21 protein-coding genes and 1 tRNA gene are annotated in these 24,251 nt (G+C 65.5%); 11 read left to right on the top strand and 11 right to left on the bottom strand.

The window, feature by feature from the left end; translation table 11 throughout:
* Nucleotides 1-34 precede the first annotated feature (34 nt).
* From IEV62_RS15540 to IEV62_RS15520, 5 genes are all read right to left on the bottom strand, one after another.
* Nucleotides 35-616, bottom strand: coding sequence for a lysophospholipid acyltransferase family protein (locus IEV62_RS15540; RefSeq protein ID WP_229733257.1), 582 nt, complete (start codon nt 614-616; stop codon nt 35-37).
* A 68-nt stretch (nt 617-684) separates the two neighbouring features.
* Entirely contained in the window at nt 685-1,155 is a 471-nt protein-coding gene (locus IEV62_RS15535; RefSeq protein ID WP_188449092.1) for a nuclear transport factor 2 family protein, read from the bottom strand.
* Complete coding sequence (locus tag IEV62_RS15530) at nt 1,146-1,580, bottom strand: endonuclease domain-containing protein (protein WP_188449090.1); 435 nt, start codon at nt 1,578-1,580, stop codon at nt 1,146-1,148. The genes IEV62_RS15535 and IEV62_RS15530 overlap by 10 nt, the downstream gene beginning before the upstream one ends.
* Nucleotides 1,581-1,749: 169 nt before the next feature.
* Nucleotides 1,750-3,351, bottom strand: coding sequence for a carboxyl transferase domain-containing protein (locus IEV62_RS15525; protein WP_188449088.1), 1,602 nt, complete (start codon nt 3,349-3,351; stop codon nt 1,750-1,752).
* A 40-nt stretch (nt 3,352-3,391) separates the two neighbouring features.
* Nucleotides 3,392-4,558 (bottom strand): acyl-CoA dehydrogenase family protein, encoded by a 1,167-nt coding sequence (locus IEV62_RS15520; protein WP_188449086.1) that lies wholly within the window; start codon nt 4,556-4,558, stop codon nt 3,392-3,394.
* 124 nt (nt 4,559-4,682) lie between these two features.
* Here IEV62_RS15520 and IEV62_RS15515 point away from each other — a divergent pair.
* Nucleotides 4,683-4,756: transfer RNA gene (locus IEV62_RS15515), tRNA-Gly, on the top strand.
* A 111-nt stretch (nt 4,757-4,867) separates the two neighbouring features.
* On the opposite strand, the gene IEV62_RS15510 is transcribed toward IEV62_RS15515, so the two are convergent.
* Nucleotides 4,868-5,212, bottom strand: a complete 345-nt coding sequence (locus tag IEV62_RS15510; protein ID WP_188449084.1) for a putative periplasmic lipoprotein — start codon at nt 5,210-5,212, stop codon at nt 4,868-4,870.
* Nucleotides 5,213-5,229: 17 nt separating this feature from the next.
* Nucleotides 5,230-5,985 carry a competence/damage-inducible protein A gene (locus IEV62_RS15505; protein WP_188449081.1) on the bottom strand — a complete coding sequence of 252 codons (756 nt, stop codon included), beginning with the start codon at nt 5,983-5,985 and terminating at the stop codon, nt 5,230-5,232.
* A 63-nt stretch (nt 5,986-6,048) separates the two neighbouring features.
* Here IEV62_RS15505 and map point away from each other — a divergent pair, with 63 nt between their 5' ends.
* The 6 genes from map (at nt 6,049) to IEV62_RS15475 (ending at nt 12,799) form a co-directional block, all read left to right on the top strand.
* On the top strand, nt 6,049-6,873 hold the full coding sequence (gene map / locus IEV62_RS15500) for a type I methionyl aminopeptidase (protein ID WP_188449079.1): 825 nt from the start codon (nt 6,049-6,051) through the stop codon (nt 6,871-6,873).
* Between the two features lie 286 nt (nt 6,874-7,159).
* Nucleotides 7,160-7,498 (top strand): P-II family nitrogen regulator, encoded by a 339-nt coding sequence (locus IEV62_RS15495; RefSeq protein WP_188449077.1) that lies wholly within the window; start codon nt 7,160-7,162, stop codon nt 7,496-7,498.
* A gap of 109 nt (nt 7,499-7,607) precedes the next feature.
* Nucleotides 7,608-9,029 (top strand): type I glutamate--ammonia ligase, encoded by a 1,422-nt coding sequence (gene glnA / locus IEV62_RS15490; RefSeq protein ID WP_188449075.1) that lies wholly within the window; start codon nt 7,608-7,610, stop codon nt 9,027-9,029.
* Between the two features lie 260 nt (nt 9,030-9,289).
* Nucleotides 9,290-10,402: a helix-turn-helix domain-containing protein gene (locus IEV62_RS15485; protein ID WP_229733255.1), complete on the top strand. Its 1,113-nt coding sequence runs from the start codon at nt 9,290-9,292 to the stop codon at nt 10,400-10,402.
* Nucleotides 10,403-10,461: 59 nt separating this feature from the next.
* The gene (locus tag IEV62_RS15480) at nt 10,462-11,925 is read left to right on the top strand and encodes a S41 family peptidase (RefSeq protein WP_188449073.1); all 1,464 of its coding nucleotides are present in this window, start codon (nt 10,462-10,464) and stop codon (nt 11,923-11,925) included.
* 103 nt (nt 11,926-12,028) lie between these two features.
* Nucleotides 12,029-12,799: an SPFH domain-containing protein gene (locus IEV62_RS15475; RefSeq protein WP_188449071.1), complete on the top strand. Its 771-nt coding sequence runs from the start codon at nt 12,029-12,031 to the stop codon at nt 12,797-12,799.
* 114 nt (nt 12,800-12,913) lie between these two features.
* Here IEV62_RS15475 and IEV62_RS15470 read toward each other — a convergent pair whose 3' ends face one another.
* Together IEV62_RS15470 and IEV62_RS15465 are read right to left on the bottom strand one after the other, a co-directional pair.
* Nucleotides 12,914-13,795, bottom strand: coding sequence for a DMT family transporter (locus tag IEV62_RS15470; protein ID WP_188449069.1), 882 nt, complete (start codon nt 13,793-13,795; stop codon nt 12,914-12,916).
* Nucleotides 13,796-14,013: 218 nt separating this feature from the next.
* Nucleotides 14,014-14,988 (bottom strand): quinone oxidoreductase family protein, encoded by a 975-nt coding sequence (locus tag IEV62_RS15465; RefSeq protein ID WP_188449067.1) that lies wholly within the window; start codon nt 14,986-14,988, stop codon nt 14,014-14,016.
* A 120-nt stretch (nt 14,989-15,108) separates the two neighbouring features.
* On the opposite strand from IEV62_RS15465, the gene IEV62_RS15460 reads away from it, so the two are divergent.
* The 4 genes from IEV62_RS15460 to IEV62_RS15445 are packed head-to-tail and all read left to right on the top strand — an operon-like array spanning nt 15,109 to nt 18,081.
* Nucleotides 15,109-16,533, top strand: a complete 1,425-nt coding sequence (locus IEV62_RS15460) for an aldehyde dehydrogenase family protein (protein ID WP_188449065.1) — start codon at nt 15,109-15,111, stop codon at nt 16,531-16,533.
* A gap of 2 nt (nt 16,534-16,535) precedes the next feature.
* Nucleotides 16,536-17,375, top strand: coding sequence for an ATP-grasp domain-containing protein (locus tag IEV62_RS15455; RefSeq protein ID WP_188449063.1), 840 nt, complete (start codon nt 16,536-16,538; stop codon nt 17,373-17,375).
* 29 nt (nt 17,376-17,404) lie between these two features.
* Entirely contained in the window at nt 17,405-17,680 is a 276-nt protein-coding gene (locus IEV62_RS15450; RefSeq protein WP_188449062.1) for a hypothetical protein, read from the top strand.
* Complete coding sequence (locus IEV62_RS15445) at nt 17,680-18,081, top strand: PIN domain-containing protein (protein WP_229733259.1); 402 nt, start codon at nt 17,680-17,682, stop codon at nt 18,079-18,081. The genes IEV62_RS15450 and IEV62_RS15445 overlap by 1 nt, the downstream gene beginning before the upstream one ends.
* Here IEV62_RS15445 and IEV62_RS15440 read toward each other — a convergent pair.
* Both IEV62_RS15440 and IEV62_RS15435 read right to left on the bottom strand, forming a co-directional pair.
* Nucleotides 18,075-22,223 (bottom strand): translocation/assembly module TamB domain-containing protein, encoded by a 4,149-nt coding sequence (locus IEV62_RS15440; RefSeq protein WP_188449058.1) that lies wholly within the window; start codon nt 22,221-22,223, stop codon nt 18,075-18,077. The genes IEV62_RS15445 and IEV62_RS15440 overlap by 7 nt on opposite strands.
* Nucleotides 22,220-24,208, bottom strand: coding sequence for an autotransporter assembly complex protein TamA (locus tag IEV62_RS15435; RefSeq protein ID WP_188449056.1), 1,989 nt, complete (start codon nt 24,206-24,208; stop codon nt 22,220-22,222). Before IEV62_RS15435 ends, IEV62_RS15440 begins: the two co-directional genes overlap by 4 nt.
* Between the last annotated feature and the right edge of the window lie 43 nt (nt 24,209-24,251).

The raw sequence follows: 24,251 nt of genomic DNA, 5'->3' as shown, positions 1-24,251 counted from the left end.
GCCTAACGGGAAACGGGATCGGCGCAATCGGCCATCATTGCTTGCCCGCCGTCATCACCGACAGATCGGTGATCGCGCGTTCGGGGTGGCGGGGCCGCACGTTGCGATATGCCTCGAACACCAGTTTCATATCGGCAGCGTAATCGCCCGTCGGCATGATCGCGCGGCCAAGCCCACCGGTCTTCTTGTCATAATCCATCATGCCGCAGACGATCGGCACCCCCGCCGCGACCGCGATGTGATAGAATCCAGTGCGCCATTGCTTGACCGCGCCGCGCGTCCCCTCGGGCGCGATCGTCAGCATGAATTCCTTGCGCCGCGCGAATTCGGCGACCATCGCCTCGACATAATTCCTGCCGCCCGACTGATCGACGCAGACGCCGCCCATGTCGGTCATGAAGCGCGTCAGCGGCCAGCGGAACAGACTGCGCTTGGCCATGAAATGCGCTTTGATGCCCAGCCCGTCGATCACGCCGAGATAATTGACGAAATCCCAGTTCGACGTGTGCGGCACCGCGATGATGACACAGCGCCGGTCGGCGGGGGCCGCGCCAACGACCGTCCATCCGCGCACGCGGAAATACCAGGTCAGCACGCGGCGGAGGAGGCGCGACATGAGCGCGGGTGGTGGGTCCTGATACATAGCGCCTCTCCCGGCGGTTGTCCGGCGTTGCGGCAGGTCTATCAGGATTCACACGCGGTGGTGCGGCTGGAATAAGTAACGCCCGCGATCTTCCACGCGCCGTCTTCGCGGATCAGGTCGAAATGGTCATAGCCGCAATTGGCGATCTTGCCACCAACGCGCACCGTGAACGGTGCCCACACCATCGCGACGTCGCCGTCGATCTCGATCGCTGGATTGCTGATCCGCTCGCTGAACCCGCCGCCCGGCGTCAGCTTGGTCGCGAAATCGGCGAAGGTGACCCGGCGCACGAGGGTCTTGCCATCGGGTCCCGCAGCGACCGCGATCGCGCGACCTGCCGGATCAACGTGACGCAACATCGCCTGGCCATCCCCCGCCTCGAACGCGGCGAAGACGGCGTTGATCGGCGCGAGGACGGCGGCTTCCTCGCTCGCGGGCGGGGGGAGGCCGGTGCCCTTGGGCATCGGCTGCATCGGGATGATTTGGGCGAGGAGGGCGAGGATCAGGGGCATGGTCGGCCTTTCAATTCCTCCCCCGCAGGGGGAGGGGGACCATTTGCCTCTTCCGGCAAATGGTGGAGGGGCAGCCGCGCGCGGACGGCTTCGATGATATGGATGACGACGGCGTCTAGGTTGCGCAAAGCGTCACTCGCCGGAATGCGCAAAGTCGCGATCCCATACAAGGCCAACTGCGCATCGCGGCGCTGATCGAACGCGGGCTGGTCACCTCGCGCATGAACCTCGCCGTCGATCTCGATCGCCAGCTTCACCTCAGCGCAGAAAAAATCGAGGACATAGAAGCCTGCGGGGTGTTGCTTGCGGAATTTCAATCCGCCCGGCCGCTGGCGGAGCACACGCCAGAGGATGATTTCGGGCAGCGACATCTCGCGCCGCTGCTTGCGCGCGCGACGGACGGTTTCGCCCGGGGCGGTCAGCATCTTCTTATTCCTCCCCGGAACGGGGAGGGGGACCATTTTGCCTCTTCCGGCAAAATGGTGGAGGGGCAGTTATGGAGCGAAACGCTTGTGGCTGCCCCTCCACCGTTCGCTGAATGCTCACGGTCCCCCTCCCCGTTCCGGGGAGGAATAAAAAGGACGGCCCCCTCCCTCACATCCGGAAAACCCCGAAGCTCGGCCGCTCCGCAATCGGCGCATTCAGCGTCGCCGCGAAGGCCAGCCCGAGCACGTCGCGCGTTTGCGCTGGATCAATGATCCCGTCGTCCCACAACCGCGCCGTCGCGTACCATGGGTTGCCTTCGTCCTCATATTTCTGGCGGATCGGGGCCTTGAAGGCTTCGGCCTGCGCCTCGCTCCAGCTATCCGCATCGCGGTGGACGGTCGCGAGCACCGACGCAGCCTGCTCCCCGCCCATCACCGAGATGCGGCTGTTCGGCCAGGAGAACAAAAAGCGCGGCGAATAAGCCCGTCCGCACATCCCGTAATTGCCCGCCCCGAAGCTTCCGCCGATCAGCACCGTGATCTTTGGCACGCTAGCCGTCGCCACCGCCGTCACCAGCTTCGCGCCATGCTTGGCGATCCCCTCCGCCTCATAGCGGCCACCGACCATGAAGCCCGAGATGTTCTGCAGGAACAACAAAGGAATCCGCCGCTGGCAGGCGAGTTCGATGAAATGCGCACCCTTCTGCGCGGATTCGCTGAACAGCACGCCGTTATTGGCGAGGATCGCCACCGGCATCCCCCAGATGTGCGCGAAGCCGCACACCAGGCTCGTCCCATACAGCGCCTTAAACTCGTGAAACTCCGACCCGTCGACCAGCCGCGCGAAAATCTCATGCACGTCATACGGCGCACGCACGTCGCTCGGCACCACACCATACAGCTCCTCGGCGTCGAATTTCGGCGGGCGCGGGTCTTTCAAATTGACCGACGCCTGCACCTGCGGCTGCAAGGTCGAGACGATATCGCGCACGATCGTCAGCGCGTGTTCGTCATTTTCGGCGACATGATCGACTACGCCCGATTTGCGGCCGTGCGTGTCGGCCCCGCCGAGTTCCTCGGCCGAGATCACCTCGCCGGTCGCGGCCTTCACCAACGGCGGGCCGGCGAGGAAGATCGTCCCCTGCCCGCGCACGATGATCGTCTCGTCGGACATGGCGGGCACATACGCCCCGCCAGCGGTGCAAGACCCCATCACGCAGGCGATTTGCGGAATGCCCTTGGCGCTCATGTTGGCCTGGTTGAAGAAGATCCGCCCGAAATGATCGCGGTCAGGGAAGACCTCGGCCTGATGCGGCAAATTCGCGCCACCAGAGTCGACTAGGTAGATGCACGGCAGGTGATTGGCCTCGGCAATCTCCTGCGCGCGCAGGTGCTTTTTGACCGTCAGCGGATAATAGGTCCCGCCTTTCACCGTCGCATCGTTGCACACGATCATGCACTGGCGACCCGAAACGCGCCCGATCCCCGTGATCACGCCCGCACCGGGGATTTCGTCGTCGTAGAGGCCGTTGGCCACGAGTTGGCCGATTTCGAGGAACGGTGAGCCGGGGTCGAGCAAGCGTTCGACGCGGTCCCGTGGCAGGAGTTTGCCGCGCGCGGTATGGCGCTCGCGGCTCTTCTCATTCCCGCCAAGCGCAGCCTGCGCGACATCGGCGCTCAATCGCTCGACCAGCGCGCGGTTGTGCGAGGCGTTGGCGCGGAAGGTGTCGCTTTCGGGGGACAGCGCGGTGGTGAGCGTGGGCGCGGTCAAAATTCCCTCTCCCTTTGGGAGAGGGAGGGAGCGGCGCCCATCACTGCGCCACCTTGTCGCTGGCGCCGATCAATTCCCGCCCGATCAGCATCCGCCGAATCTCGTTGGTCCCCGCGCCGATGTCGAGCAACTTGGCGTCGCGATAAAACCGCTCGACCGGCCAATCCTTGGTATAGCCCGCCCCGCCCAGCGCCTGCACCGCTTCGTTCGCCACGCGCACGGCATTCTCGCTCGCGAGCAAAATCGCGCCGGCCGCATCAAAGCGCGTCGTCTTGCCCGCATCGCAGCTCCGCGCGACCGCATAAACATAGGCCCGCGCCGAATTGAGCGCGACATACATGTCGGCGATCTTGCCCTGCATCAGCTGGAACGCGCCGATCGGCTTGCCGAATTGCTGGCGCTCGCGGACGTAGGGGACGACGACATCGAGGCACGCCTGCATAATGCCGAGCTGAATGCCCGCCAGCACGGTGCGCTCATAATCGAGCCCCGACATCAGCACGCCGACCCCGCCATTAACCGGCCCCATGACGTTTTCCTCAGGCACTTCGCAATCGGTGAACACCAGTTCCGCCGTTGGCGACCCGCGCATCCCCATCTTGTCGATCTTCTGCCCGATCGCAAAGCCCGGCATATCCTTCTCGATCAGGAAAGTGGTAATCCCGCCGCTGCCGGTGCCGGTCTTGGCATAGACCACCAGCGTATCGGCATAGGCCGCATTGGTGATCCAGAATTTGGTGCCGTTGAGGACGTAGCCGCCCTGCACCTTGTCCGCCTTCAGCTTCATGCCGACGACATCCGACCCCGCACCCGCTTCGGACATGGCGAGGCTGCCGACATGCTCGCCCGAAATCAGCTTGGGGAGATATTTGGCTTTCTGCTCAGGGGACGCCCAACGCGCGATCTGGTTGACGCAGAGATTCGAATGCGCGCCATAACTGAGGCCGACCGAGGCGCTCGCCCGCGACACTTCCTCGCACGCGATGACATGTTCGAGATAACCAAGACCCAGCCCGCCATCATCCTCCGGCACGGTCACGCCGTGCAACCCGAGCGCGCCCATCTCCGGCCAAAGACTTTGCGGAAACCAATCCTCGGCATCGATCTTGGCCGCGATCGGCGCGATTCGGTCGGTCGCGAACCGCTGCGTCGTATCGCGGATCATGTCGGCGGTTTCGCCCAACGCAAAGTCCATCTCGGCGATCATTCTACTCTCCAACGCGCCCTTGGCTCGGGCCTTTGCAGTGGAATAGCGCGTGTCACGGCAAAGCGTAAGAGCGCGATCGGCCACATTGACGACCCCGCCCGGAATGTGGCAAGCGCCCCAAATCGCGGGTGTAGCTCAATGGTAGAGCTTTTGCTTCCCAAGCAAGTGACGAGGGTTCGATTCCCTTCACCCGCTCCACTTCGCCGCCGAGATGCAGCGAAGCTGCATCAAGAAAAGCGGCGAAGCGGCCGGCCTCGCCATAGCGAGGACCGACGACGCGGCTTTGCCGCGGCGCTACCCCTACCCCCGCTAAAATCGCTTCTTCGGCTGCGGTACGCCGCTCACCCAGAAAATCCCACCGGGCTGGAGCTGGATGACATAGCGCCCCTGATCCTCGCATTCGGCGTCCCAGATCGCTTTGCCCACGGTCGGTGTGCGCTTCTTCATCTGCACGATCTTCTGGCAGGTGAAATTGCCATCCTGAATCGCGCGGAACATCGTCATCTGCTGCAACGCCGGCGAGAGCGCGTCGATCTTCGCCTCCATCGGGTTGGGCGTAGCATCGGCTTTGGGCGGCGGACCGCTGACGATCGAGCTACCGTCGCACGCCCCCAGCAACAGCACGGCGATTGCGGCAATCAAGGTGCGTGTCATCGGTTTGCTCCTGCGGTTCAAATCCCACCCGCTACGACCGGGCGGCCAACCTCTTCCAACGCCGCGGTAAGATCGGTGATGCATGTATCGGCGAGCGCCGCATCGGTCGCGCGCACGACGAAGTTCGCGCCGACGCGGCCTTCGCGAAAGAAGGGATAGCTGCCGATCGAGACGCCGTCATGGTTCTTTTCGGCCGATCGCAGCAAATCAGCGACCTCGCTTTCCGCCACCCAGCAGCCGATCGTGCGCGACAGCACCGGCAGCCCGCCCTCAAGCGTGCCGGTCAGCGCATCGAGCATGCCTGCGGTGATGTGCGGCACACCTGCCATGATAAAGATATTGCCGACATGGATCCCCGGCGCGCCCGACATGCGATTCTCGATCAGGTCGGCGCCTTCGGGCACGCGCGCCATGCGCTTGCGCGGCTCGTTCAGGCCACCGCGCGACGCGTAATAGGCATCGAGCATCGCGAGCGCCTGCGGGTGGAACACCACTGGCACGCCCAGCGCTTCGGCAATCGCATTGACGGTGATATCGTCATGCGTCGGGCCGATCCCGCCCGTGGTGAACAGATAATCATTGCGCGCGCGCAGCGTGTTGACCGCCTCGACAATCGCCTCGGTCTTGTCCGCCACGACGCGGACCTCGGCGAGCCGGATCCCCTGAACGTTGAGCCAGGTCGCGATTTGCGCGATATTCTTGTCCTGCGTTCGGCCCGACAGGATTTCGTCGCCGATCACCGCGAGCGCGGCCGTCCAGATGCGTGTGGTCATTCCCCCCACATAGACCCGCCGCGCCCCCTCGCAAACTGCAAACCGCTGCGCTATATCGCTTTGATGACCGACTATGTGACCGTTACCGCCGACGCGCCTTCGGGCCGGACCGGCGCGATCAAGCTTCATGGGCGCGCGGCGTTCGACGGGATGCTCGCTGCGGGGCAATTGGCGGCGCAAACGCTCGACATGGTCGTGCCGCACATGGTGCCCGGTGTAACCACCGGCGAGATCGACGATCTCGTGCGCCGCTTCATTGCGGATCGCGGCGGCATCCCCGCGACGCTCGGCTATCGCGGCTATACGCATTCGAGCTGCATCTCGATCAACCATGTCGTCTGCCACGGCATCCCCAGCGACAAGACACTGAAGAGTGGCGATATCGTCAATGTCGACGTGACGCCGATCCTCGACGGCTGGCACGGCGACAGCAGCCGGATGTACCTGATCGGCGACGTACCGATCAAGGCGAAGCGGCTGGTCGAGGTGACCTATGAATGCCTGATGCTCGGCATCGAGGCGGCTAAGCCCGGCAATCATCTCGGCGATGTCGGCCACGCGATTCAGCGTCATGCCGAACGGCACCGCTACGGCGTGGTGCGCGATTTCTGCGGGCATGGCCTCGGCCAGCTGTTCCACGATGCGCCCGAAGTCGTCCATGTCGGCAAACCCGGCACCGGCCCCGAACTCAAGCCCGGCATGATTTTCACGATCGAACCGATGATCAACACCGGCCGCCCCGACGTAAAACTGCTCGACGATGGCTGGACGGCGGTAACGCGCGACCGCTCGCTGTCGGCGCAGTTCGAACATTCGATCGGCATCACTGAAACCGGATGCGAGATTTTCACGCTCAGCCCCGGCGGGTTCGACAAGCCGCCTTATTGATCGCGCCGCCCAAGGATTTAGCGGACGCTAAATCCGCGTGCCCGCGGCGCGATCGGCCGGCGCGGCCAGCAGCCGCGACCGACGGCGCGGCTTTGCCGCGACGCTTCGCGCGCAATGCCGCGCTTCAACGCATAGCCCTGCCCTAAAATGGGGCAGCAAGTCGTCCAGTGCGCGCCGCTTAGGCATCTCGCGACCGCGCGAGCACGCCACATCGCCGCTTTCGCGCCCCTCGCGCGGCTGGCACGGTTGTTGTAAGGTGCAGCGACATCAAGGGAGTTCCGCACGCGTGAAAAAGATCGAGGCGATCATCAAGCCGTTCAAGCTCGATGAAGTGAAGGAAGCGCTGCACGAAGTCGGGGTAAGCGGGATCACCGTCACCGAAGCGAAGGGATTCGGCCGCCAGAAGGGCCATACCGAATTGTATCGCGGGGCCGAATACGTCGTCGATTTCCTGCCCAAGGTAAAATTGGAGGTCGTGGTCGAAGATTCGATGGCAGCCCGCGTGGTCGAGGCGATCGCCGCCGCCGCACAGACCGGCCGCATCGGCGACGGTAAGATCTTCGTCATTCCGGTCGAGACCGCCTTGCGCATCCGCACCGGCGAGCGCGACGAGGATGCAATTTAAGCCACGAGAATTGACGCGCTGCAACATTGTGTGACAGCGTACCGATCCGGGTGACACAGAATTCCCGATTCCGTCGGGTAAATGATCGATAGCGAAAGGCGTGGGGACTATGGCTGACAAACCGAATTCGGTGAGCGACGTGCTCAAGATGATCAAGGATCAAGAGATTGAGTGGGTCGATCTGCGTTTCACCGATCCCAAGGGCAAATGGCAGCATCTGACGATGGTCGCCGGTGTCGTCGGCGAAGATGAACTGACCGACGGATTTATGTTCGACGGCTCCTCGATCGAGGGCTGGAAGGCGATCAACGAATCCGACATGATTCTGATGCCCGATCTCGACGCGGTGTGGACCGATCCGTTCTCGGCCACGCCGATGCTGATCCTGGTGTGCGACATCGTCGAACCGTCGACCGGCGAACTCTATGCGCGCGATCCGCGCTCGACCGCCAAGCGCGCCGAGGCGTATCTCAAGACCACCGGCATCGGCGACACGATCTATATCGGGCCGGAAGCCGAATTCTTTATGTTCGACAACGTCCAGTTCGAAAACAGCTATGCGACGAGCTATTACAAGATCGACGATATCGAGCTGCCGACCAACACCGGCACCAGCTATGACGGCGGCAATATGGGCCACCGTCCGCGCGCCAAGGGCGGCTATTTCCCGGTCGCGCCGGTCGATTCGGCAACCGACATCCGCGCCGAGATGGTCTCGACCATGCTCGAAATGGGCTTGCCGTGCGACAAGCATCACCACGAAGTCGCCGCAGCGCAGCACGAGCTCGGCCTGACCTTCGGCACGATGACGGTCACCGCCGATCGCATGCAGATCTACAAGTACGTCTGCCACAATGTCGCGCAGGCGTACGGCAAGACCGTCACCTTCATGCCCAAGCCGATCAAGGAAGATAACGGCTCGGGGATGCACACCCATCTGTCGATCTGGGACAAGGGCACGCCGCTCTTTGCCGGCAACGGCTATGCCGGTCTGTCGGACATGTGCCTGTATTTCATCGGCGGCATCATCAAGCATGCCAAGGCGGTCAACGCCTTCACCAACCCGACGACCAACAGCTACAAGCGGCTGGTTCCGGGCTATGAAGCGCCAGTGCTGCTCGCGTATTCGGCACGCAACCGCTCGGCGTCGTGCCGCATTCCGTACGGCACCGGCCCCAAGGCAAAGCGCGTCGAAGTGCGCTTCCCCGACGCGATGGCCAATCCGTATCTCTGCTACGCGGCGCTGTTCATGGCGGGCCTCGACGGCATCCAGAACCGCATCCACCCGGGTGAGGCGATGGACAAGAACCTCTACGATCTGCCGCCTGCAGAACTGGCCCAAGTCCCGACGGTGTGCGGTTCGTTGCGCGAGGCGCTCGAGTGCCTAGCGGCGGATCACGACTTCCTGCTCAAGGGCGACGTGTTCTCGAAGGACCAGATCGAGTCGTATATCGAGCTGAAGATGCACGACGTGGCACGGTGGGAAATGACGCCGAGCCCGGTGGAGTTTGATATGTACTACAGCTACTGAGGAGCATCAGGTCGCCCGTCCCCCGGACGGGCTGAAGCCAGCCTGGGGCTGGCTTCACCTGATGCTCGAGCCGGCGGCCGGTGGGGACAAGGCGAAGCCAAAGTCCCCACAGGAGCTGTCGGCCGGCCTCGCTACAGCGAGGACCGACGACGTGGCTTTGCCACGGCGATGATACAAAAGAGGGCGTCCGGAGCAATCCGGACGCCCTTTTCGCGAGCCCACCCCTCGACACACCACCCCGGAACCCGCCAGATGCGCCGATGGTGGAAGGACTGACTTTCGGCTGGCGCACCGCCATTCTGGTCGTGGCAGTGGCGCAGATCGTTGCGATCGCAATCGGCCTGTTGCGCACCGCGCAAAATCGCGTCGCGAACCGGCTGCTGGCGGTGTTGCTGTTTGTGCTGGCCGGGATCGTGACGCCATGGATGATCGGCTTTGCCGGCTTCTACGATCGCTGGCGCTGGCTCACCTTCGTCCCCGTTTCGATCACGCTCGCAGTCGCGCCGTTGCTGTACGGCTATGTCCACGCGCTGGTGACGGGCGCCGAGCCACCGCGGATGCGATGGCACCTCGCCCCGGCTACTGCCCAATTGCTCTTCCTCGCCGCAAGCTTTTGCCTGCCGCTGGAGACAAAGGACGCGTGGTCGGACAGGATCTCGCCGGGCTATGACCGGATCGTCGGTGCGGGCACGATCCTTGGCCTCCTCGCTTATGGCCTCGCCGATCGTCGGATGCTGCGCGCCTATCGCACTGCGCTCGCCGGACAGCGCAGCGATGACCACCGCTTCGCGGGGCGCTGGCTCGGCCGCGCGATCGCAGCGACGCTCGTGCTGCTGCCGGTGTGGGCGGGGTACACGGTGTGGGATGGTGTGGCGCCGCTCGGCTATACCGGGCTGATGGGGCTTTATGTCGCGATCGCCGCTTTCGCGCTGTATCTCGCGGTCGAGGGGTGGCGGCATGCTGCGCTGCCCTTTCCGACGCTCGACACGCTGAGCGTGGCCGATCCGCCGCCCGAGCCGACTCGCGACTGGCGCGCACAAGGCGAGGCCTGGGCGGCGACAGTGCGCGCGGCAGGATGGCAGAGCGATGACGCATTGACGATCGCCGGGCTGGCGCGGCTTCTCGGTACCAACACCGGCTATCTTTCGCGCGCGCTGAACGAGGGACTCGGGATGAACTTTTCGACCTTCGTGAACCGGCTACGCTGCGAATCGGTCGCCGCCGCGCTGCGCGACGGGGCCAAGGGCGATCTGCTCGACCTCGCGCTCGAGGCCGGGTTCAGTTCGAAGGCGAGCTTCAATCGCGCCTTTCGCGACGCCTTTGGCGTGGCACCCTCGGCCTATCGGCGCCAGCACGGCGCAAAAGCGGAATAGCTGGTGCGATACGCGATCTTGAGGCGCGTCGCGACCAATCGGCTGGCATCGCTCGGATCATGAACAGACGCCAGATGATCGCCGCGCTCGGCGCAACCGCCCTTATCCCCACCCTCGCCCGCGCGGCGACGTCGCCCGCCGATCTGCGCGGCGACATCGCGATTCTGCGCGAGGCGCTGACGCTGCATCCGGGGCTCTACCGCTATGCCAGCCCGGCCGAGGTCGAGGCCCGGATCGCCGCGCTCGAAACCGCCTTCGCCGCGACGGCCACGCTAGACGAACAATATCTGGTGCTGTCGCGTTTCCTGGCGACAATCCGCTGCGGCCACAGCTACGCCAATTTCTTCAATCAGCGCAAAGCCGTCACGAGCGCGTTGTTCGACCGGCCGACGCGACTGCCCTTTTCCTTCCGCTGGATCGACGGGCGGATGATCGTGACGCGCGACGCGAGCGGCACCGGTGCGCTTCTGCCCGGCAGCGAAGTGCGCACCATCAACGGCGTCGCGGCGCGCGATCTCCTCGCGCGGTTGATGCCCTATGCACGCGCCGATGGCCATAACGACGCCAAGCGCGTGTCGCTACTCGAGGTCCATGGCGACGACAGCATCGAGTATTTCGATGTGTTCCACGGCCTGTTGTTCGGCGCGCCCAGGGATGGCGCGCACCGCCTCGACATCCGCACGCCCGATCGCCGCGAACGAAACGTCACGGTTCCGGCGATCGCGCTTGCGGCCCGGCGCGCGGCCATGAGCCCGGCGGCGCTAAGCGATGAAGCCCCGACCTGGACTTGGACGATGCGAGCCGATGGCATTGCACTGCTGACAATGCCCGGCTGGGCGGTGTATGATGCGAAATGGAATTGGCGCGACTGGCTCGACGTGCGGCTCGCATCGCTATCGGGCGCGACAGGGCTCGTAATCGATCTGCGCGGCAACGAGGGCGGGGTCAATTGCGGCGACCACATCCTCGCCCGCCTCACGACGCGCGATATCGAGCATGAGGGCTATGTTCAGAAGCTGCGCTTTCGCCGCACCCCGGCGACGCTCGACCGCTATCTCGATACTTGGGACGACAGCTTCCGTACGCTCGGCGTCGGCGGCGCGGACTTGCCGGACGGGTTCATCGCGCGCCCGGGTGCTGCGGCCGTGACTCGGATCGCGGCGGTCGGACCACGGATCACCTGCCCCGTCGCGGCGCTGATCGGGCCGGTCAACAGTTCGGCGACCTTCCAGTTCGCCGCCGTGGCAAAGCGCACCGGGCTAGTCCGCACCTTCGGCAGCCCGACCGGCGGCAATCGGCGCGGGATCAACGGTGGCTGCTTCTTCTTCGTGCGCCTGCCCGCGAGCGGGCTGGAATTCGATGTGCCGCTGGTCGGCGAATTCCCGACCGTGCCGCAGCCCGATGCGGGACTGCTGCCCGATGTCGCGGTCGCGGCAAGCGCGGATGACATCGCGCATGGTCGCGATCCGGTACTGGAGCGTGCCGCCGCCTGGGCGCGCAGCATGCATCATATGCAGGCATGATTGCGTCCGTCTGACGATGGTTTCACCCCCGAAACGGCGTAAATTCCCCGCGCGGTAACGGCCGCGCCACGCCGCATGATCGCGGCATCTCAACGGGGTTTTCATGCTCACCTTCACCCTAATCCCCATCGCGGCACTCGCCGCGATCGCCCTCCTGCTCGCGCTCAAATCCTTCGGCATCAACCAAGAGTACGAACGCGGCGTCGTGTTCCGGCTAGGTCGCCTCCAGGCCACCAAAGGCCCCGGCTGGTTCTGGCTGATCCCGCTGATCGAGCGCGTCGTGAAGGTCGATATCCGCACCATCACCTATGCGCTCGATACGCAGGAGACGGTCACGCGCGATGGCGTCGCGGTGCGCGTCAACGCGGTGCTGTGGTTCCGCGCGTTCGATGCGGCCGGGGTCGTCACCACCGTCGCGAACTGGCAATCGGCGATCGTCCAGGCGGCGGAGACCGCGATGCGCGACGCGATCGGCCAGAGCGATCTCGACCAGATGCTCAAGGACCGCACCGCGATCAACAAGCGGCTCTACGAGATCCTGTCGTCGACTTGCATCCGCTGGGGTGTCGAGTTCGACGCGGTCGAGATCAAGGACCTCGACATTCCGGCGCAAATGCAGCGCGCCATCGCGCGCGAGGCCGAGGCGATCCGCGAAAAGCGCGCGCGCATCATCAAGGCCGAGGGCGAGCAGGAGGCGGCGCTGAAACTGACCGATGCCGCCCGCATCATCGGCGAAGTCCCCGGCGCGCTCGAACTGCGGCGCTTGCAGACGCTTACCGAAATCGGCGTCGAGCATAATTCGACGATCATCGCGATGTTCCCGACCGAGATTTTGGAGGCGGCCAAGCGGATCGGGCTGGCGCCCGCCGCCTAACCCACACCGTGCTCCCGCGCAGGCAGGAGCCCAGGGTTGCGGGCGATGCGCTCTGTTACTCTGGGTTCCCGCCTTCGCGGGAACACGGTTACCGGGGAGACCCCATAGTCCCGCTCACCCCCGCTCCTGCGCTTCGACGATCGGCGCGCGGCTCGGGCGCACCGCGACGATCAGCACGCCGAGCAGCGCCAGCGCCGCCCCGGCGATCATCCTGAGGTCGAGCCGGTCGCCGGTGATCAACACGCCGAGCCCGATCGTCGTCAGCGGCGTCATCAGCGTCAACGGCGCGAGCAGCGTCGCCTCGTACCGCGCGATCAGCCAATAATAGAGCGTGTGCGCGCACACCGACACGATCAGCGCGGAGAAGAGCAGCGCTGCGACAAACGGCCACCCCGCCGCCACCGACGTCGACCATTGGCCCTGTTCGAACAGCACCGACGCGAGCCCGAGCGGCACGACCGCGGTCAGCCCGACCCACGCCTGAAAGCGCAGCGGCGCGATATGACCCATCTGTTTCATCAAAATCGCACCGAGCGAGCCGGCAAACGTCGCGCCCAGCACCAGCAACAACCCCGCCGACACCGCAAAGCCGGGCCGCCACACCACCAGCACAACGCCCGCCAGTGTCAGCGTGATGCCGAGCCCGCGCCGCCAATGGATCCGCTCGCCCAGGATCAGGATCGACAGCAAGGTGGTGATCGGCACGCCCGCCTGCAGCACCACCGCCGCGCTTGATGGCGATGCCGTCTGCAACCCCAGAAACAGCAAGGCGAAATTGCCGCCGCCCATCAACGCGCCGACCAGACCGATCCGCCACGCCGGCCGCGGCATCGGCCACAGCCACGGCAGCGTCACCGCCAGCACGATCGCAAAGCGCGTGGCGGCAAAGAACAACGGCGGAATGTGCCACGTGCCGACCACGACCTTGCTCAGCACATTGCTGAAGCCCCAGGTCAGGCACACGAACACGAGCAGGAGGAAATCACGAAAGCGCATCACGGCGTCTGTGCGGGACAGGGGGCTGCTTGGCTAGGGCTGAGTTGGCGTCTGCGATACGACCAAGCGGCACATTACAACGCCGTCACCCCGGCCCTGTGCCGGGGTCCACCGCGATGCCCAGGTCCACATATTGAAACGAAGGCTGACCCTCGCGGCCAAGTGGCCCCACGGCACAAGGCCGGGGTGACGAAGATGAGAGCTCGTCCCCGCTGCCCTCACACCGTCAGCACCGTCGCCCCACGCGTCTCCCCCGCCTCGAGCGCGCGATGCGCCTCGGCCACATCCGCCAGCGCATACGTCTGCCCAATCTCGGGCACGATCGCCCCCTTGCGCAGCATGTCGAACAGCCGCGCAGTTCCGCCCCGGCGTTCGTCGGGCGTCGCATAATAATGGAACAGCGTCGGGCGCGTGACGAACAGCGAACCCTTCGTCGCCAGCACGCCGAGATCGACCCCCGTTACGCGTCCCCCGGCATTGCCATAGCTTACGATAAGACCGCGAGGGGCGGCACTCGCCAGCGAAATGTCCCATGTCGCGAGGCCAATGCCGTCGAAAATCACCGGCACGCCCGCACCCCCGGTAATCTCCAGCACGCGCGCCGCGACATCCTCGGTCTTGTGGAGGATCACATGATCCGCCCCCGCCGCCTTGGCCTGCGCGGCTTTCTCGGCGCTGCCGACCGTCCCGATCACCGTCGCACCGATTGCCTTCAACCAGCCGACCAGCAAATGCCCGACCCCACCCGCCGCCGCATGGACCAAAACGGTCTGCCCCGCCTGCACATGCGCGCAGCGTTCGACCAGAAATTCGGTGGTGCAGCCCTTGAGCAGCAACGCGGCCGCCGTCGGATCATCGACGTCATCGGGCAACGGCAGCAACGCCGCCGCGCCGACGTTGCGCGCCGTCGCATAAGCTCCCAGCGCCGGACCGAACGTCCCGACCCGGTCGCCCACCGCGAAGCCGCTGACACCCTCGCCCACCGCCTCGATCACGCCGACCGCCTCGGTACCCAAGCCACTCGGCATTTTAAGCGGATAGACGCCGCTACGGTGATACACATCGATGAAGTTCAGTCCGACCGCGGTGTTGCGCATCCGTACCTCGCCCGCGCCGGGATCGGGCAGGTCCACATCGACCCAGGCGATCACCTCCGGCCCGCCGGTCCGCTCCATCACAACTGCGCGTGCCATCGTCTCGTCTCCCTGACCTGTCGCCACACCCTAGCCATCATGCGTTTCGGGTTGCAACCGATCCTGCCGCGCGCCATCTAGCGGGCCACGTACCGAAACTTCGAAACCAGGAGAGCCGCCATGAAAAGCTACCTCAAGCAGTATATCGATGGCGCCTGGGTAGAGAGCGATGGCGGCACGCGCCACGCGGTGATCGATCCCTCGACCGAACAGCCGGTGAGCGAAATCACACTCGGCTCTGCTGCCGATGTCGACAAGGCTGTCGCCGCTGCGCGCAAGGCGTTCGACAGCTATTCGCAGATCAGCGTCGCGGATCGCGTCGCGTTGCTCGAACGCATCATCGAAGAATATAAGCTGCGCATGCCCGATCTGGCGGCAGCGACAAGCGAGGAAATGGGTGCGCCGATTGGCTTTGCCACCGCCGCGCAAGTCCCCGCCGGGCTCGGCCATTTCATCGGCACGCTCGCCGCGCTGAAGGCGTTCAGCTTCGAGGAAAAGGTCGGCAAGGCGCGCGTCGTGCATGAGCCGCTTGGCGTCGTCGCGATGATCACGCCGTGGAACTGGCCGCTCAACCAGATCTGCGCAAAGGTCGCGCCGGCGCTGGCAGTCGGCGATACGATGGTGCTGAAGCCGTCCGAAGAGGCCCCCGGCTGTGCCGTGATCCTCGCCGAAATTCTCGACAAAGCGGGTGTTCCCGCCGGCGTGTTCAACCTCGTCAATGGCGACGGCCCCGGCGTCGGCGCGGCGCTGTCGCGCCACAAGGATGTCGACATGGTGAGCTTCACCGGATCGACTCGCGCCGGAATCGCGGTTGCGCAAGCCGCTGCGGTAACGGTCAAGCGCGTGCATCAGGAGCTTGGCGGTAAGGCACCCAACGTCGTGCTGGAAGGTGCCGATCTCGCCGCCGTCCTCCCGCCGACGATCCACGGCGTGCTGGCAAACAGCGGCCAAAGCTGCATCGCCCCGACGCGCCTGCTGGTCCACACCAGCCAGGTCGCCGATGCCACGCAAGTGGTGAAGAGCATTTTTGAAGCGACCACGGTCGATGCCGCCAGCGTGATGGGCGCGCATATCGGCCCGGTCGTCAACAAGGCGCAGTTCGACAAGATCCAGGGCTTGATCCAGTCGGCAATCGACGAAGGCGCGACTTTGGTCACCGGCGGGACCGGCCGGCCCGACGGCCGCAATGCCGGGTACTTCATCAAGCCGACCTTGCTCGCCGACGTGACACCGGAAATGCGGATCTACCGTGAGGAGACCTTCGGCCCGGTCGCGACGATCACCAGCTACAGCGATGGCGAACAAGCGATCCAAATGGCGAACGACACCGAATATGGCTTGTCCGCGACGATCTCGGGCGATCCGGCGGCGGCGGCGAAGGTCGCGCCACGGCTGCGCGCGGGCATGGTCACGATCAATGGCTGGGCAAGCGGCGGTGGCGCACCGTTCGGCGGCTATAAGCAATCGGGCAATGGCCGCGAGGGTGGCAAATACGGCCTCGCCGATTTCATGGAAGTGAAAGCGATCATCGGCGAGCCTGCCTGAACGTGGGCGCCCGCGTCGATCTGCTGATGCCCGTGGCGGGCAGCCATTACGACGCGGTCGCCACCGATCTCGCCCAGCCATTCCGCGCCGCCTTTGCGGCGGCCGGGATGACGCTCACCCCGCGTCCGTGGGATTTGGGGCCGGGCGACGGCGCTGCGACGCTCGCGCTGTTTGCCTGGGGCTATCATTTCGACGTCGCGCGCTGGGATGCGATGCTGGCGGCCTGGCCCGCCGACCGCCCGCTGCTTAACCCGCCCGCTTTGCTCGGCTGGAATACGCGCAAGACCTATCTGCTTGAGCTGGCGGCAGCGGGCGTCCCGATCGTCCCGAGCCGCTTCGGCCGCGCCGATGTCGCGAGCGTCGCGGCGGCGTTCGACGCGTTCGGCTGCGACGAATTGGTAGTAAAGCCGCAAATCTCGGCGGGCAGCCACCAGACCGTGCGCGTGCGCCGCGGCGAAGCGGTCGCCCCGCTCGACGATGCGATCCTGCAACCCTTCCTCTCGGCAATCGCCGAGGAAGGCGAACTGTCGCTTTTCGCGATCGGCGGGCGCTTCAGCCACGCCGCGCGGAAAGTCGCGACCGGCGGCGACTTCCGCATCCAACCGCAATTCGGCGGACGCTTCACCCGCTACGAACCCGATGCGGAGGCGATAGCTGTGTTCGACACGACCCTCGCCGCGTTACCCCACGCCCCGCTCTACGCCCGCATCGACCTCCTGCGCCGCGCCGACGGCCAGCTAGCGCTGATCGAAGTCGAGGCGATCGAACCCGATTTGTACGTCGAGCTCGAGCCGGCGGTCCCCGCGCGGCTGGCGGCGGCGTTGCTGGATGCCCTGCGCTAAGGTATGTATCGATCCACACGGAGGCCGACATGGGCGTGATCGAAAGCAGGACGTTCAAGAGCAGAACGTTCAAAAGCGGCGACAGCGTCGTCGTTACCCTGCCCGAAATCCTGGGAATCGCCGCAGATGTGGATGTAACGATTCAGCACGACGGCACTACCTTCACGATCATGCCAGCGCCCGATCCGGACGAAGAAAAGCGCAAGGTCGAGGCCTTTGTTGCGGAGATGCGGGCGCTGGGTCCGCCTTTGCCGCGCCAGCCACGTGAGCCAATCGAATTTCCCGACAGGCCCGGCCTGTATTGATGCATCTGATCGACACGAATGTAGCGATCTATCTGCGTGATCTCGACGATGAAATTCTTGATCGCGTTCGATCGCTACCCACGATGCCGAAAATGTCGCTGCTCTCATGGGTTGAACTGGAAAGTGGCGTCGCGGCGCAGCCCGAACTGGCCGATCAGCGCCGCATAAGACTGGATCGTCTGCTCGCCCGCTTTACGATCATCGACCTAGATCCGCCAATCGTCGACGCGTACCGAACCATCATTGCCGCAACGGGCTTCTCGCGCCGACGCATCATCGACCGCCTCATCGCCGCCACCGCGATCGTCCATGGCCTGACCCTCATCACGATCAACGGCTCCGACTTCGCGGGCATCCCCAACCTCAAACTCGAAATCTGGCCAGCGCCCAGCGCTCAATAATCCTTCGACACGCGCAAGTTCGCGCTTTGCCGCCCGAGCGTCGAGATGCTGGAGAGCACCGACAGCCAGCGCGTCACCTGAAACTCGACTTGCGTCGCGGAATAGCCCGCACCGTCGGTGACGATCTCGGCATAGAAGCGCCGCGTGATATATTTGCCCGCCGCGATCGACGTCCCCTGCCCCGTCGTCGGATCGGCCGAGACGATGCGCAACCGATCGAGCCCGGCCACGCGCCGTACCGCGTTGATCGGATCGAGCCCGCCTTTGCCGTTCTGCAACGCCGCCACTGCCGAGGCGAGTTGCAGCGCCTCGGGCGCCGACAATTTGGTGATCGAGGTGCCGAACAGCAGGCGTGACAGCAATTCGTCCTGCGGCAGGGCAGGCACGCTGGCGAAGGCGATTTCGGGCTTGAGCGCCGGGCCGGTCACGTTGATCGACGCGTTCAATCCGGTGGCATTGGCATTGGCGACGATGTCGAGCGCCGGATTGGCGGGCACCTCGCCGGAAAAGAGAATTTTGCCGCGTTCCAGCGCGAAGGTCCGCCCCGCGAAATCATAATTGCCGCGGACCAGATCGGCACGACCGGTGATCGCCGGGTTATCGGGTGCGCCACCGATCGTCAGGTCGGCCGACCATTCACTGCGCAGGCCGAGCCCGGTGACCAGCACTTGATTGGCCGCGCGCGCCTTGATTGCCAGCGTCCACGGCACGCGTGGCGTATCGTCTTCCTCATCGCCGCCGGGGACGTTGATCTCGCGGATGTTGAGCTGCGGCACCGCGCTCGCCGCACTTGCCTGGCCAAGGCGGTAGCGGCTCTTGTCGAGCCGCAGATCACCCGAGATCGTCCCGCCCGCGCCGTCCGAGCGGAAGCGCAAGGGGCCGGTAACGGTCGCACCGATATCGTCGCGCGCGATCATCACCGCGCGCTCGGCCTGCACCGTCAGGTCGAGCCCGATTCCGTTGGTGGCGGCGAAATCGAAGCTGCCCGTGCCGGTAACGCGCCCACCCTTGCCGGCGTCGGCGGCAAAGCGGTCGAGCGTCAGGCGCGACCCAGCAAATTGCCCGCCGGCCTGGACGTTGGTGAGGACCGTGCCCGTCACCGGGCTTTCGATCTTGGCGCCATTGGCTTGCACGACGCCCTTGATCTGCGGATTGGCGACCGTGCCCCCGACATCCGCGCCGATTGCGACCGGGCCGGTCAAATCGAACAATTCGACCCCGGTCAGCCGCCACAGCGTATCGGCCGGGCCGTCATAGCGCAGTTGCGCGAAGACTCCGGCATTTTGCACGCGCGTGGCAAGGTCGCCACCGCCGGGCAAGCTGAGCAACATTTGCGCGCGCCCGACGGTTTTGCCCCCGGTCGCGGCAATCGCACGCGCGGCGATCCGGTCGGCAGAGAGCAGCCCCGAAATCCCGACATCGACCGGGCGCGACGACAGGATTAGCCCCGATCGCGTCAGCCCGCGCACCGTCATGTCAATCTTGCCGCTCGGTGCCGCCCCGCCGCCTTGCGTATAAGACACCGTGCCCGAGGCACTTCCGCCCAGCCCGAGTCCCGGATAACCGATATCGAGAATCGACAGCGGCATCCGCGCGAGTGTCGCGTCGATCGCGCTCGACTTACCGGTAAAACGCCCCGACAGCTTGGCATCTCCACCGGCGAAGCTGAGGTCGGTCGCGGCCAGCCGCCAGCCGTCGCCGTCGCGGCTAAACACCGCCGGGGTGTTGAGCTTCAACGGTCGGCGGTCGAGCGTCCCCTGCGCCGAAACGACGTAGCGGTCGGGCGTTACCTGGACGACCGACTGGATATCGAACGCCCGCCCGCGCGATCCCGCAATCGACGCGGTGATGCTGCCAGTGCCACCGCGTAAGCCCGCGCGCGCCGCGAAGCGCCCGATGATCAGCGACCCGCGCCGCAGCCCTGCACCGGTCAGATTTGCTTCGACCGACGTCCCCGCGGGATCGAGCAGCGTGACCAGATCGAGATGCGCACGCCGCACCGTCACCGCCTCGGTCAGCTTGGCCGCGGTTGCATCGAGATGCGCCTCGATCCGCTGATTTTCACCGACCGGGCGGAACAGCAATTCGCCGCCTAGGCCACCGCCCGCGACGCCGAGCCGTCCGTCGAACCCGCCGCTCACAATCGCCAGCGCACCCTTGGCATGGGTGCCGCTCACCGAGAGATCGGCGATCGCGATCGTCCCGCCGCCACCCGTGGGCAGCAGGATCGCGCCATTGCCGGTGAAATCCCCGAGCCGCGATCCGCCACGCGCGGTAAAGGCAAAGCCCTCCGCCGTCGGATCGAGATGCGCGACGACATCGCTTAGCCCCATCGTCTCGTTCGGCCGCTTGAACACCAGATCGAGCGTCGGACGATCGATCTTGCCGTCGAGCTTTAAGGTCAGCGGGCCGTACGTCGCTTGCTGCCCGACGCCCTCGAAATGGAAGGTCCCGTCGCGCCGCCGGATACCGTTGCCGGTGATACGGAGTTGCGGTGCGGTGAGCACCAGATTGTTGAGGTGGAGGACCCCGTCAGGCGTGCGCTCAAGCCCGGTCACCAATCGTGGCAACCCGCCTGCGAGTGAACGGAAGAATGCGTTGTCGAGCGTCAGCATCTGCGCGGTGCCTTGCCCGACCACACGCGTGCCGCGGCCACCCGGACCCGGCACCACCTTCAACATCGTTTTGACCTCGACCAGGCCAAGCCCAGGGATCAGATATCGCCCTAATCCACCATTTATTCCAATGTCATAGCGGCCATCGGTCAGATCAACCAACAGGTTGATCCGCCCGTTCAATTTGTCCGACGACAGTTTCAAATCGTCGCCCGTGATGAGTTTCGCCGTCACGCGCAGCACGCCGTCGAGCGTCAAATTGCGCAGGATGCCGCCCGCGACATCGCCAACGCCCGTCACGCGCGCGGCAGTGAAGCGGATCGGCACGAGGATCGGCGCCTTGGAAAAACGCCCGCGTCCGGCTGCGCGCACATCCTCAAAGCCGGTCTGATCAAAGGCGAAGCGCTGCGCGGTCAGGCGATAGTCAAACGCGGCCGTGGCAAAGGTCCCGTCGAGGATCGCGCGCAAGTCGATCGCGCGCCCGGTCATGTTGGGGAACAGCGCCGATGGCTGCAGCAGTGTCGCGTGAAGCCGTACGGTACGATACGCACTCTCGGCCAGATCGAGCGTGCCGTCGGCGGTGACTGCGAGTGCCGCGGATCGCAGCGACAGCGTTCCCGTCAATCGCCGCTCGACCAGCGTGCCGCCGCCCTGCACGAGCACGCGCGGCCCAGTCAGCCGCTCAAGCTTGCCGTGCACCAGCGGCGACGGCGTCAGCACCCCCGACAGCGCATAGCGGCCCGCCTGATTGGAGACCGAGAGGTCAGCCAGCCGCACGCTCCCGACATCGGCGACCGCCGCGCCACGCCACGCCGCCCATGTCCCCTTGCCGGACACGTCGAGCGCGATCGGCTTGGCAAAGCCCGACAGTTTGGCCAGCACGCCGGTCGCGCTGCCCCGCGCCTGTGCCATCAGATCGAGCCGATTGCGATCGGGCTCAGCGTCAAGATGGACGCGGACCCTGTCGCTCCCCGCCACCACCGCCGCAAGATCGACCAATGCGCGGCCTGCGTGGATATCGGCGCGCGCCTGCACCCGCCCGACGCGTTGCACCCCTGTCACGGCCGGCCCCACGATCAGCCGATCAATCGCCAGCGACCCGATCCGGATATCGAACCCCGGCAGGATCGGGCTTTTCTGGCCCGACGCAACCACTGCGGGCAGGCGCACCAACGTCGCGCGCGGCACGTACAGGCTGGTAATGTCGAGCCGGTTGACGAAGTAGCGCAGCGGCGCCCAGTCGAGCTCGGCGCGCGGTGCTAAGAAGACCAGCCCCTTGGCATCGCGTATGCGCACATCGACCAGCACCGCCCGACCGTAGATCGACCCGTCGATCCGCCCGATGCTGTAGCGCAAGCCATTGGACGGCTTCATCCCGGCGATGCTGTCGGTCAGCAGCCGATGGCCGATGCTCGTGTCGATCAGCCCGAGCGCGGCGAGCAGCAGCAGCACCGGCCCCGCCACGACCGCGAACACGATCCGCCCCCAGCGGCGACGCTTGACCGGCGCGGGAGTCTCCGCGCTCAAAACGCTTGCCCCAGCGAGACATAGACCGCGACGCGCGGATCGCCCTTTTGCGGGTTCAGCGGCGTACCAACATCGATGCGGATCGGCCCGAAATTGGAATAATAGCGCACGCCAACCCCGGCCCCGAAGCGCAGATTGTTGAAGCTTGGCAACGTCCCCGTCGAGATATTGCCGCCATCGAGGAACGGCACCAAGCCGAAATTGCCGAACGCCTTCACGCGCGCCTCGATCGAGAATTCGGCCAGACTGCGCCCACCGATCGGCACGTTATTGGGGTCGCGCGGGCCGATCCCCTGATAGCTATAGCCGCGCACCGATGCGCCGCCACCGGCATAGAAACGCCGCGAGGGTGCCACCGCATCGCGCGGCGCCCCGGCAATCGTCCCGAGCCGCACCCGCCCGGCCAGCACCGTCCCGCGCGCCACCGTGCGATACCCGCTCGCGTCGACTTGCACGCGCGCGTAGGCAAACGCACTGCCCTCCAGCGACACTTCAGGCGACAAGCGCCCGCTCAACCGAAAGCCGCGCGTCGGATCGAGCAGATCGTCCGATCCGTCATAGCTGAGCGTCGTCGGCAGCGCGCCGATGAAGTAGATCCGCCGCCGCGGCGCCCCGGTCGTGACGATCACGTCGCGTTCTTCCGACGCCAGCACTTCGCCGCCAAGCGACCAGGTCCATTCCTTCTGGAAAAAGATGTTGGTTTGCCGCTCCAGGCTCCCCGCCAGCGCGAAGGTCCGCGCCTGATAAGCATCGCGCGTAAGATTCGAAGCAGTCAGCGATCCCGTAAGGATCCGGTCGCGCCCGTTGAAATTGTTGCGGCGGAAGATCACGCTCGCCAATTGTTCGCGCGTGCCGAGCACGCCGCGCACCGTCAGCGCGCCCTCGGGCGGGAACAGGTTGCGGTGGGTCCAGCTGACTTCGGCGCGCGCGCCCTCGCCCGTGCCGTAGCCGAGTTGCCCCGCGATCGTATGCGGCGGCGCGGGTTCGAGCCCGACCGCGATATCGACCGTCCCAGGTTCCTTCCCCTCGACCGGCTCGACCTTGACGGTCGAGACCAAACCGGTCTGGATCAGCGCGCGCCGCAGATCGACCAGCGCCGAGGCATCATACGGCGCGTCGGGTACGAAGCGCGCGATATCCTGCACATGCCGCGCGTCGAACAGTTTGGTGCCGGAGGTCATCGTCACCAGTCCGAAGCGCCGCACGCCCCCCGGAACCACCGCCATGTCGAGCGTGGCGGTGCGCGCCCCGCGATCGACCACGATTTGCGGATCGCCAATCACCGCGAACGGGAAGCCGCCATCGGCGATGGTATTGCGCAAGCTCGTCTCGCCCGCTGCCACCGCATCCGAATTGACCGCATCGCCCGCCGCGACGCCGAAGGATGTACGCAAAGCCTCGGCCTTTTCCCCGGCCGCCTCAATCCCGGCGACGGTAACGCCCTGAAATGTGTAAAGGACGCCCGGATCGGCATCGAGCACGACCAGCGGCCGCGTCGCATTGGGCTCGATCCGCGTCGCGACCCGCGCATCGTAATAGCCCTCCGATCGCAGCAACGTCGTCAGCAAGGTCGCATCCTCGCGCGCGCGGCGGTCGAGCTGCGCGGCGTTGGCGGTCTCCTTGGCGTTGGCCTTCAGCGTGGAGAGCTGCGCGAAGCGATCCTTGAGCAAAGTGCTCGCCACCGCATCGATCCCGTCGACGCGATAGTCGTAGCGGGTGTCGCCGGTCAGTGCGGCCTGCGCTTGCGGATCGACGGGTTCCTCGGGCAATTTCGACAGATCAGGCCAGGCGACGCCAAACCCCGGCAGCTCGGCGAGTGGCGATTGCGGGTCGAGTTGGCCCAATATGGAAGGTGCCGCGGCAGGGATCGCTACGGGCGGAGCAGCCGGGCGCACTTGCGCTACGGCACCGGTCGCGGCGCATCCTGCATAGAAAATTCCGGCGGCGACAATGAACACGCCCCGCCGCTCGACCGACAACGCCATGCCCCGCTCTAGGGTGCAGGCGCGTGCCCGGCAATGGGCGCGA

Origin of the sequence: Sphingomonas psychrolutea (assembly GCF_014636175.1) — a bacterium.
Classification (GTDB): Bacteria; Pseudomonadota; Alphaproteobacteria; order Sphingomonadales; family Sphingomonadaceae; genus Sphingomonas; species Sphingomonas psychrolutea.
This window is presented reverse-complemented; position numbering and strand designations above follow the sequence as displayed.

What these genes read in the sequence shown, in the direction of transcription:
- IEV62_RS15450 (WP_188449062.1), top strand. Translation starts at nt 17,405, where the DNA reads ATGGGCGTGATCGAAAGCAGGACGTTCAAGAGCAGAACGTTCAAAAGC.
- IEV62_RS15460 (WP_188449065.1), top strand. Translation starts at nt 15,109, where the DNA reads ATGAAAAGCTACCTCAAGCAGTATATCGATGGCGCCTGGGTAGAGAGC.
- glnA (WP_188449075.1), top strand. Translation starts at nt 7,608, where the DNA reads ATGGCTGACAAACCGAATTCGGTGAGCGACGTGCTCAAGATGATCAAG.
- IEV62_RS15480 (WP_188449073.1), top strand. Translation starts at nt 10,462, where the DNA reads ATGAACAGACGCCAGATGATCGCCGCGCTCGGCGCAACCGCCCTTATC.
- IEV62_RS15435 (WP_188449056.1), bottom strand. Translation starts at nt 24,208, where the DNA reads ATGGCGTTGTCGGTCGAGCGGCGGGGCGTGTTCATTGTCGCCGCCGGA.
- IEV62_RS15520 (WP_188449086.1), bottom strand. Translation starts at nt 4,558, where the DNA reads ATGATCGCCGAGATGGACTTTGCGTTGGGCGAAACCGCCGACATGATC.
- IEV62_RS15485 (WP_229733255.1), top strand. Translation starts at nt 9,290, where the DNA reads ATGGTGGAAGGACTGACTTTCGGCTGGCGCACCGCCATTCTGGTCGTG.
- IEV62_RS15465 (WP_188449067.1), bottom strand. Translation starts at nt 14,988, where the DNA reads ATGGCACGCGCAGTTGTGATGGAGCGGACCGGCGGGCCGGAGGTGATC.
- IEV62_RS15535 (WP_188449092.1), bottom strand. Translation starts at nt 1,155, where the DNA reads ATGCCCCTGATCCTCGCCCTCCTCGCCCAAATCATCCCGATGCAGCCG.
- IEV62_RS15510 (WP_188449084.1), bottom strand. Translation starts at nt 5,212, where the DNA reads ATGACACGCACCTTGATTGCCGCAATCGCCGTGCTGTTGCTGGGGGCG.
- IEV62_RS15475 (WP_188449071.1), top strand. Translation starts at nt 12,029, where the DNA reads ATGCTCACCTTCACCCTAATCCCCATCGCGGCACTCGCCGCGATCGCC.
- IEV62_RS15470 (WP_188449069.1), bottom strand. Translation starts at nt 13,795, where the DNA reads ATGCGCTTTCGTGATTTCCTCCTGCTCGTGTTCGTGTGCCTGACCTGG.
- IEV62_RS15505 (WP_188449081.1), bottom strand. Translation starts at nt 5,985, where the DNA reads ATGACCACACGCATCTGGACGGCCGCGCTCGCGGTGATCGGCGACGAA.
- IEV62_RS15540 (WP_229733257.1), bottom strand. Translation starts at nt 616, where the DNA reads ATGTCGCGCCTCCTCCGCCGCGTGCTGACCTGGTATTTCCGCGTGCGC.
- IEV62_RS15530 (WP_188449090.1), bottom strand. Translation starts at nt 1,580, where the DNA reads ATGCTGACCGCCCCGGGCGAAACCGTCCGTCGCGCGCGCAAGCAGCGG.
- IEV62_RS15445 (WP_229733259.1), top strand. Translation starts at nt 17,680, where the DNA reads ATGCATCTGATCGACACGAATGTAGCGATCTATCTGCGTGATCTCGAC.
- map (WP_188449079.1), top strand. Translation starts at nt 6,049, where the DNA reads ATGACCGACTATGTGACCGTTACCGCCGACGCGCCTTCGGGCCGGACC.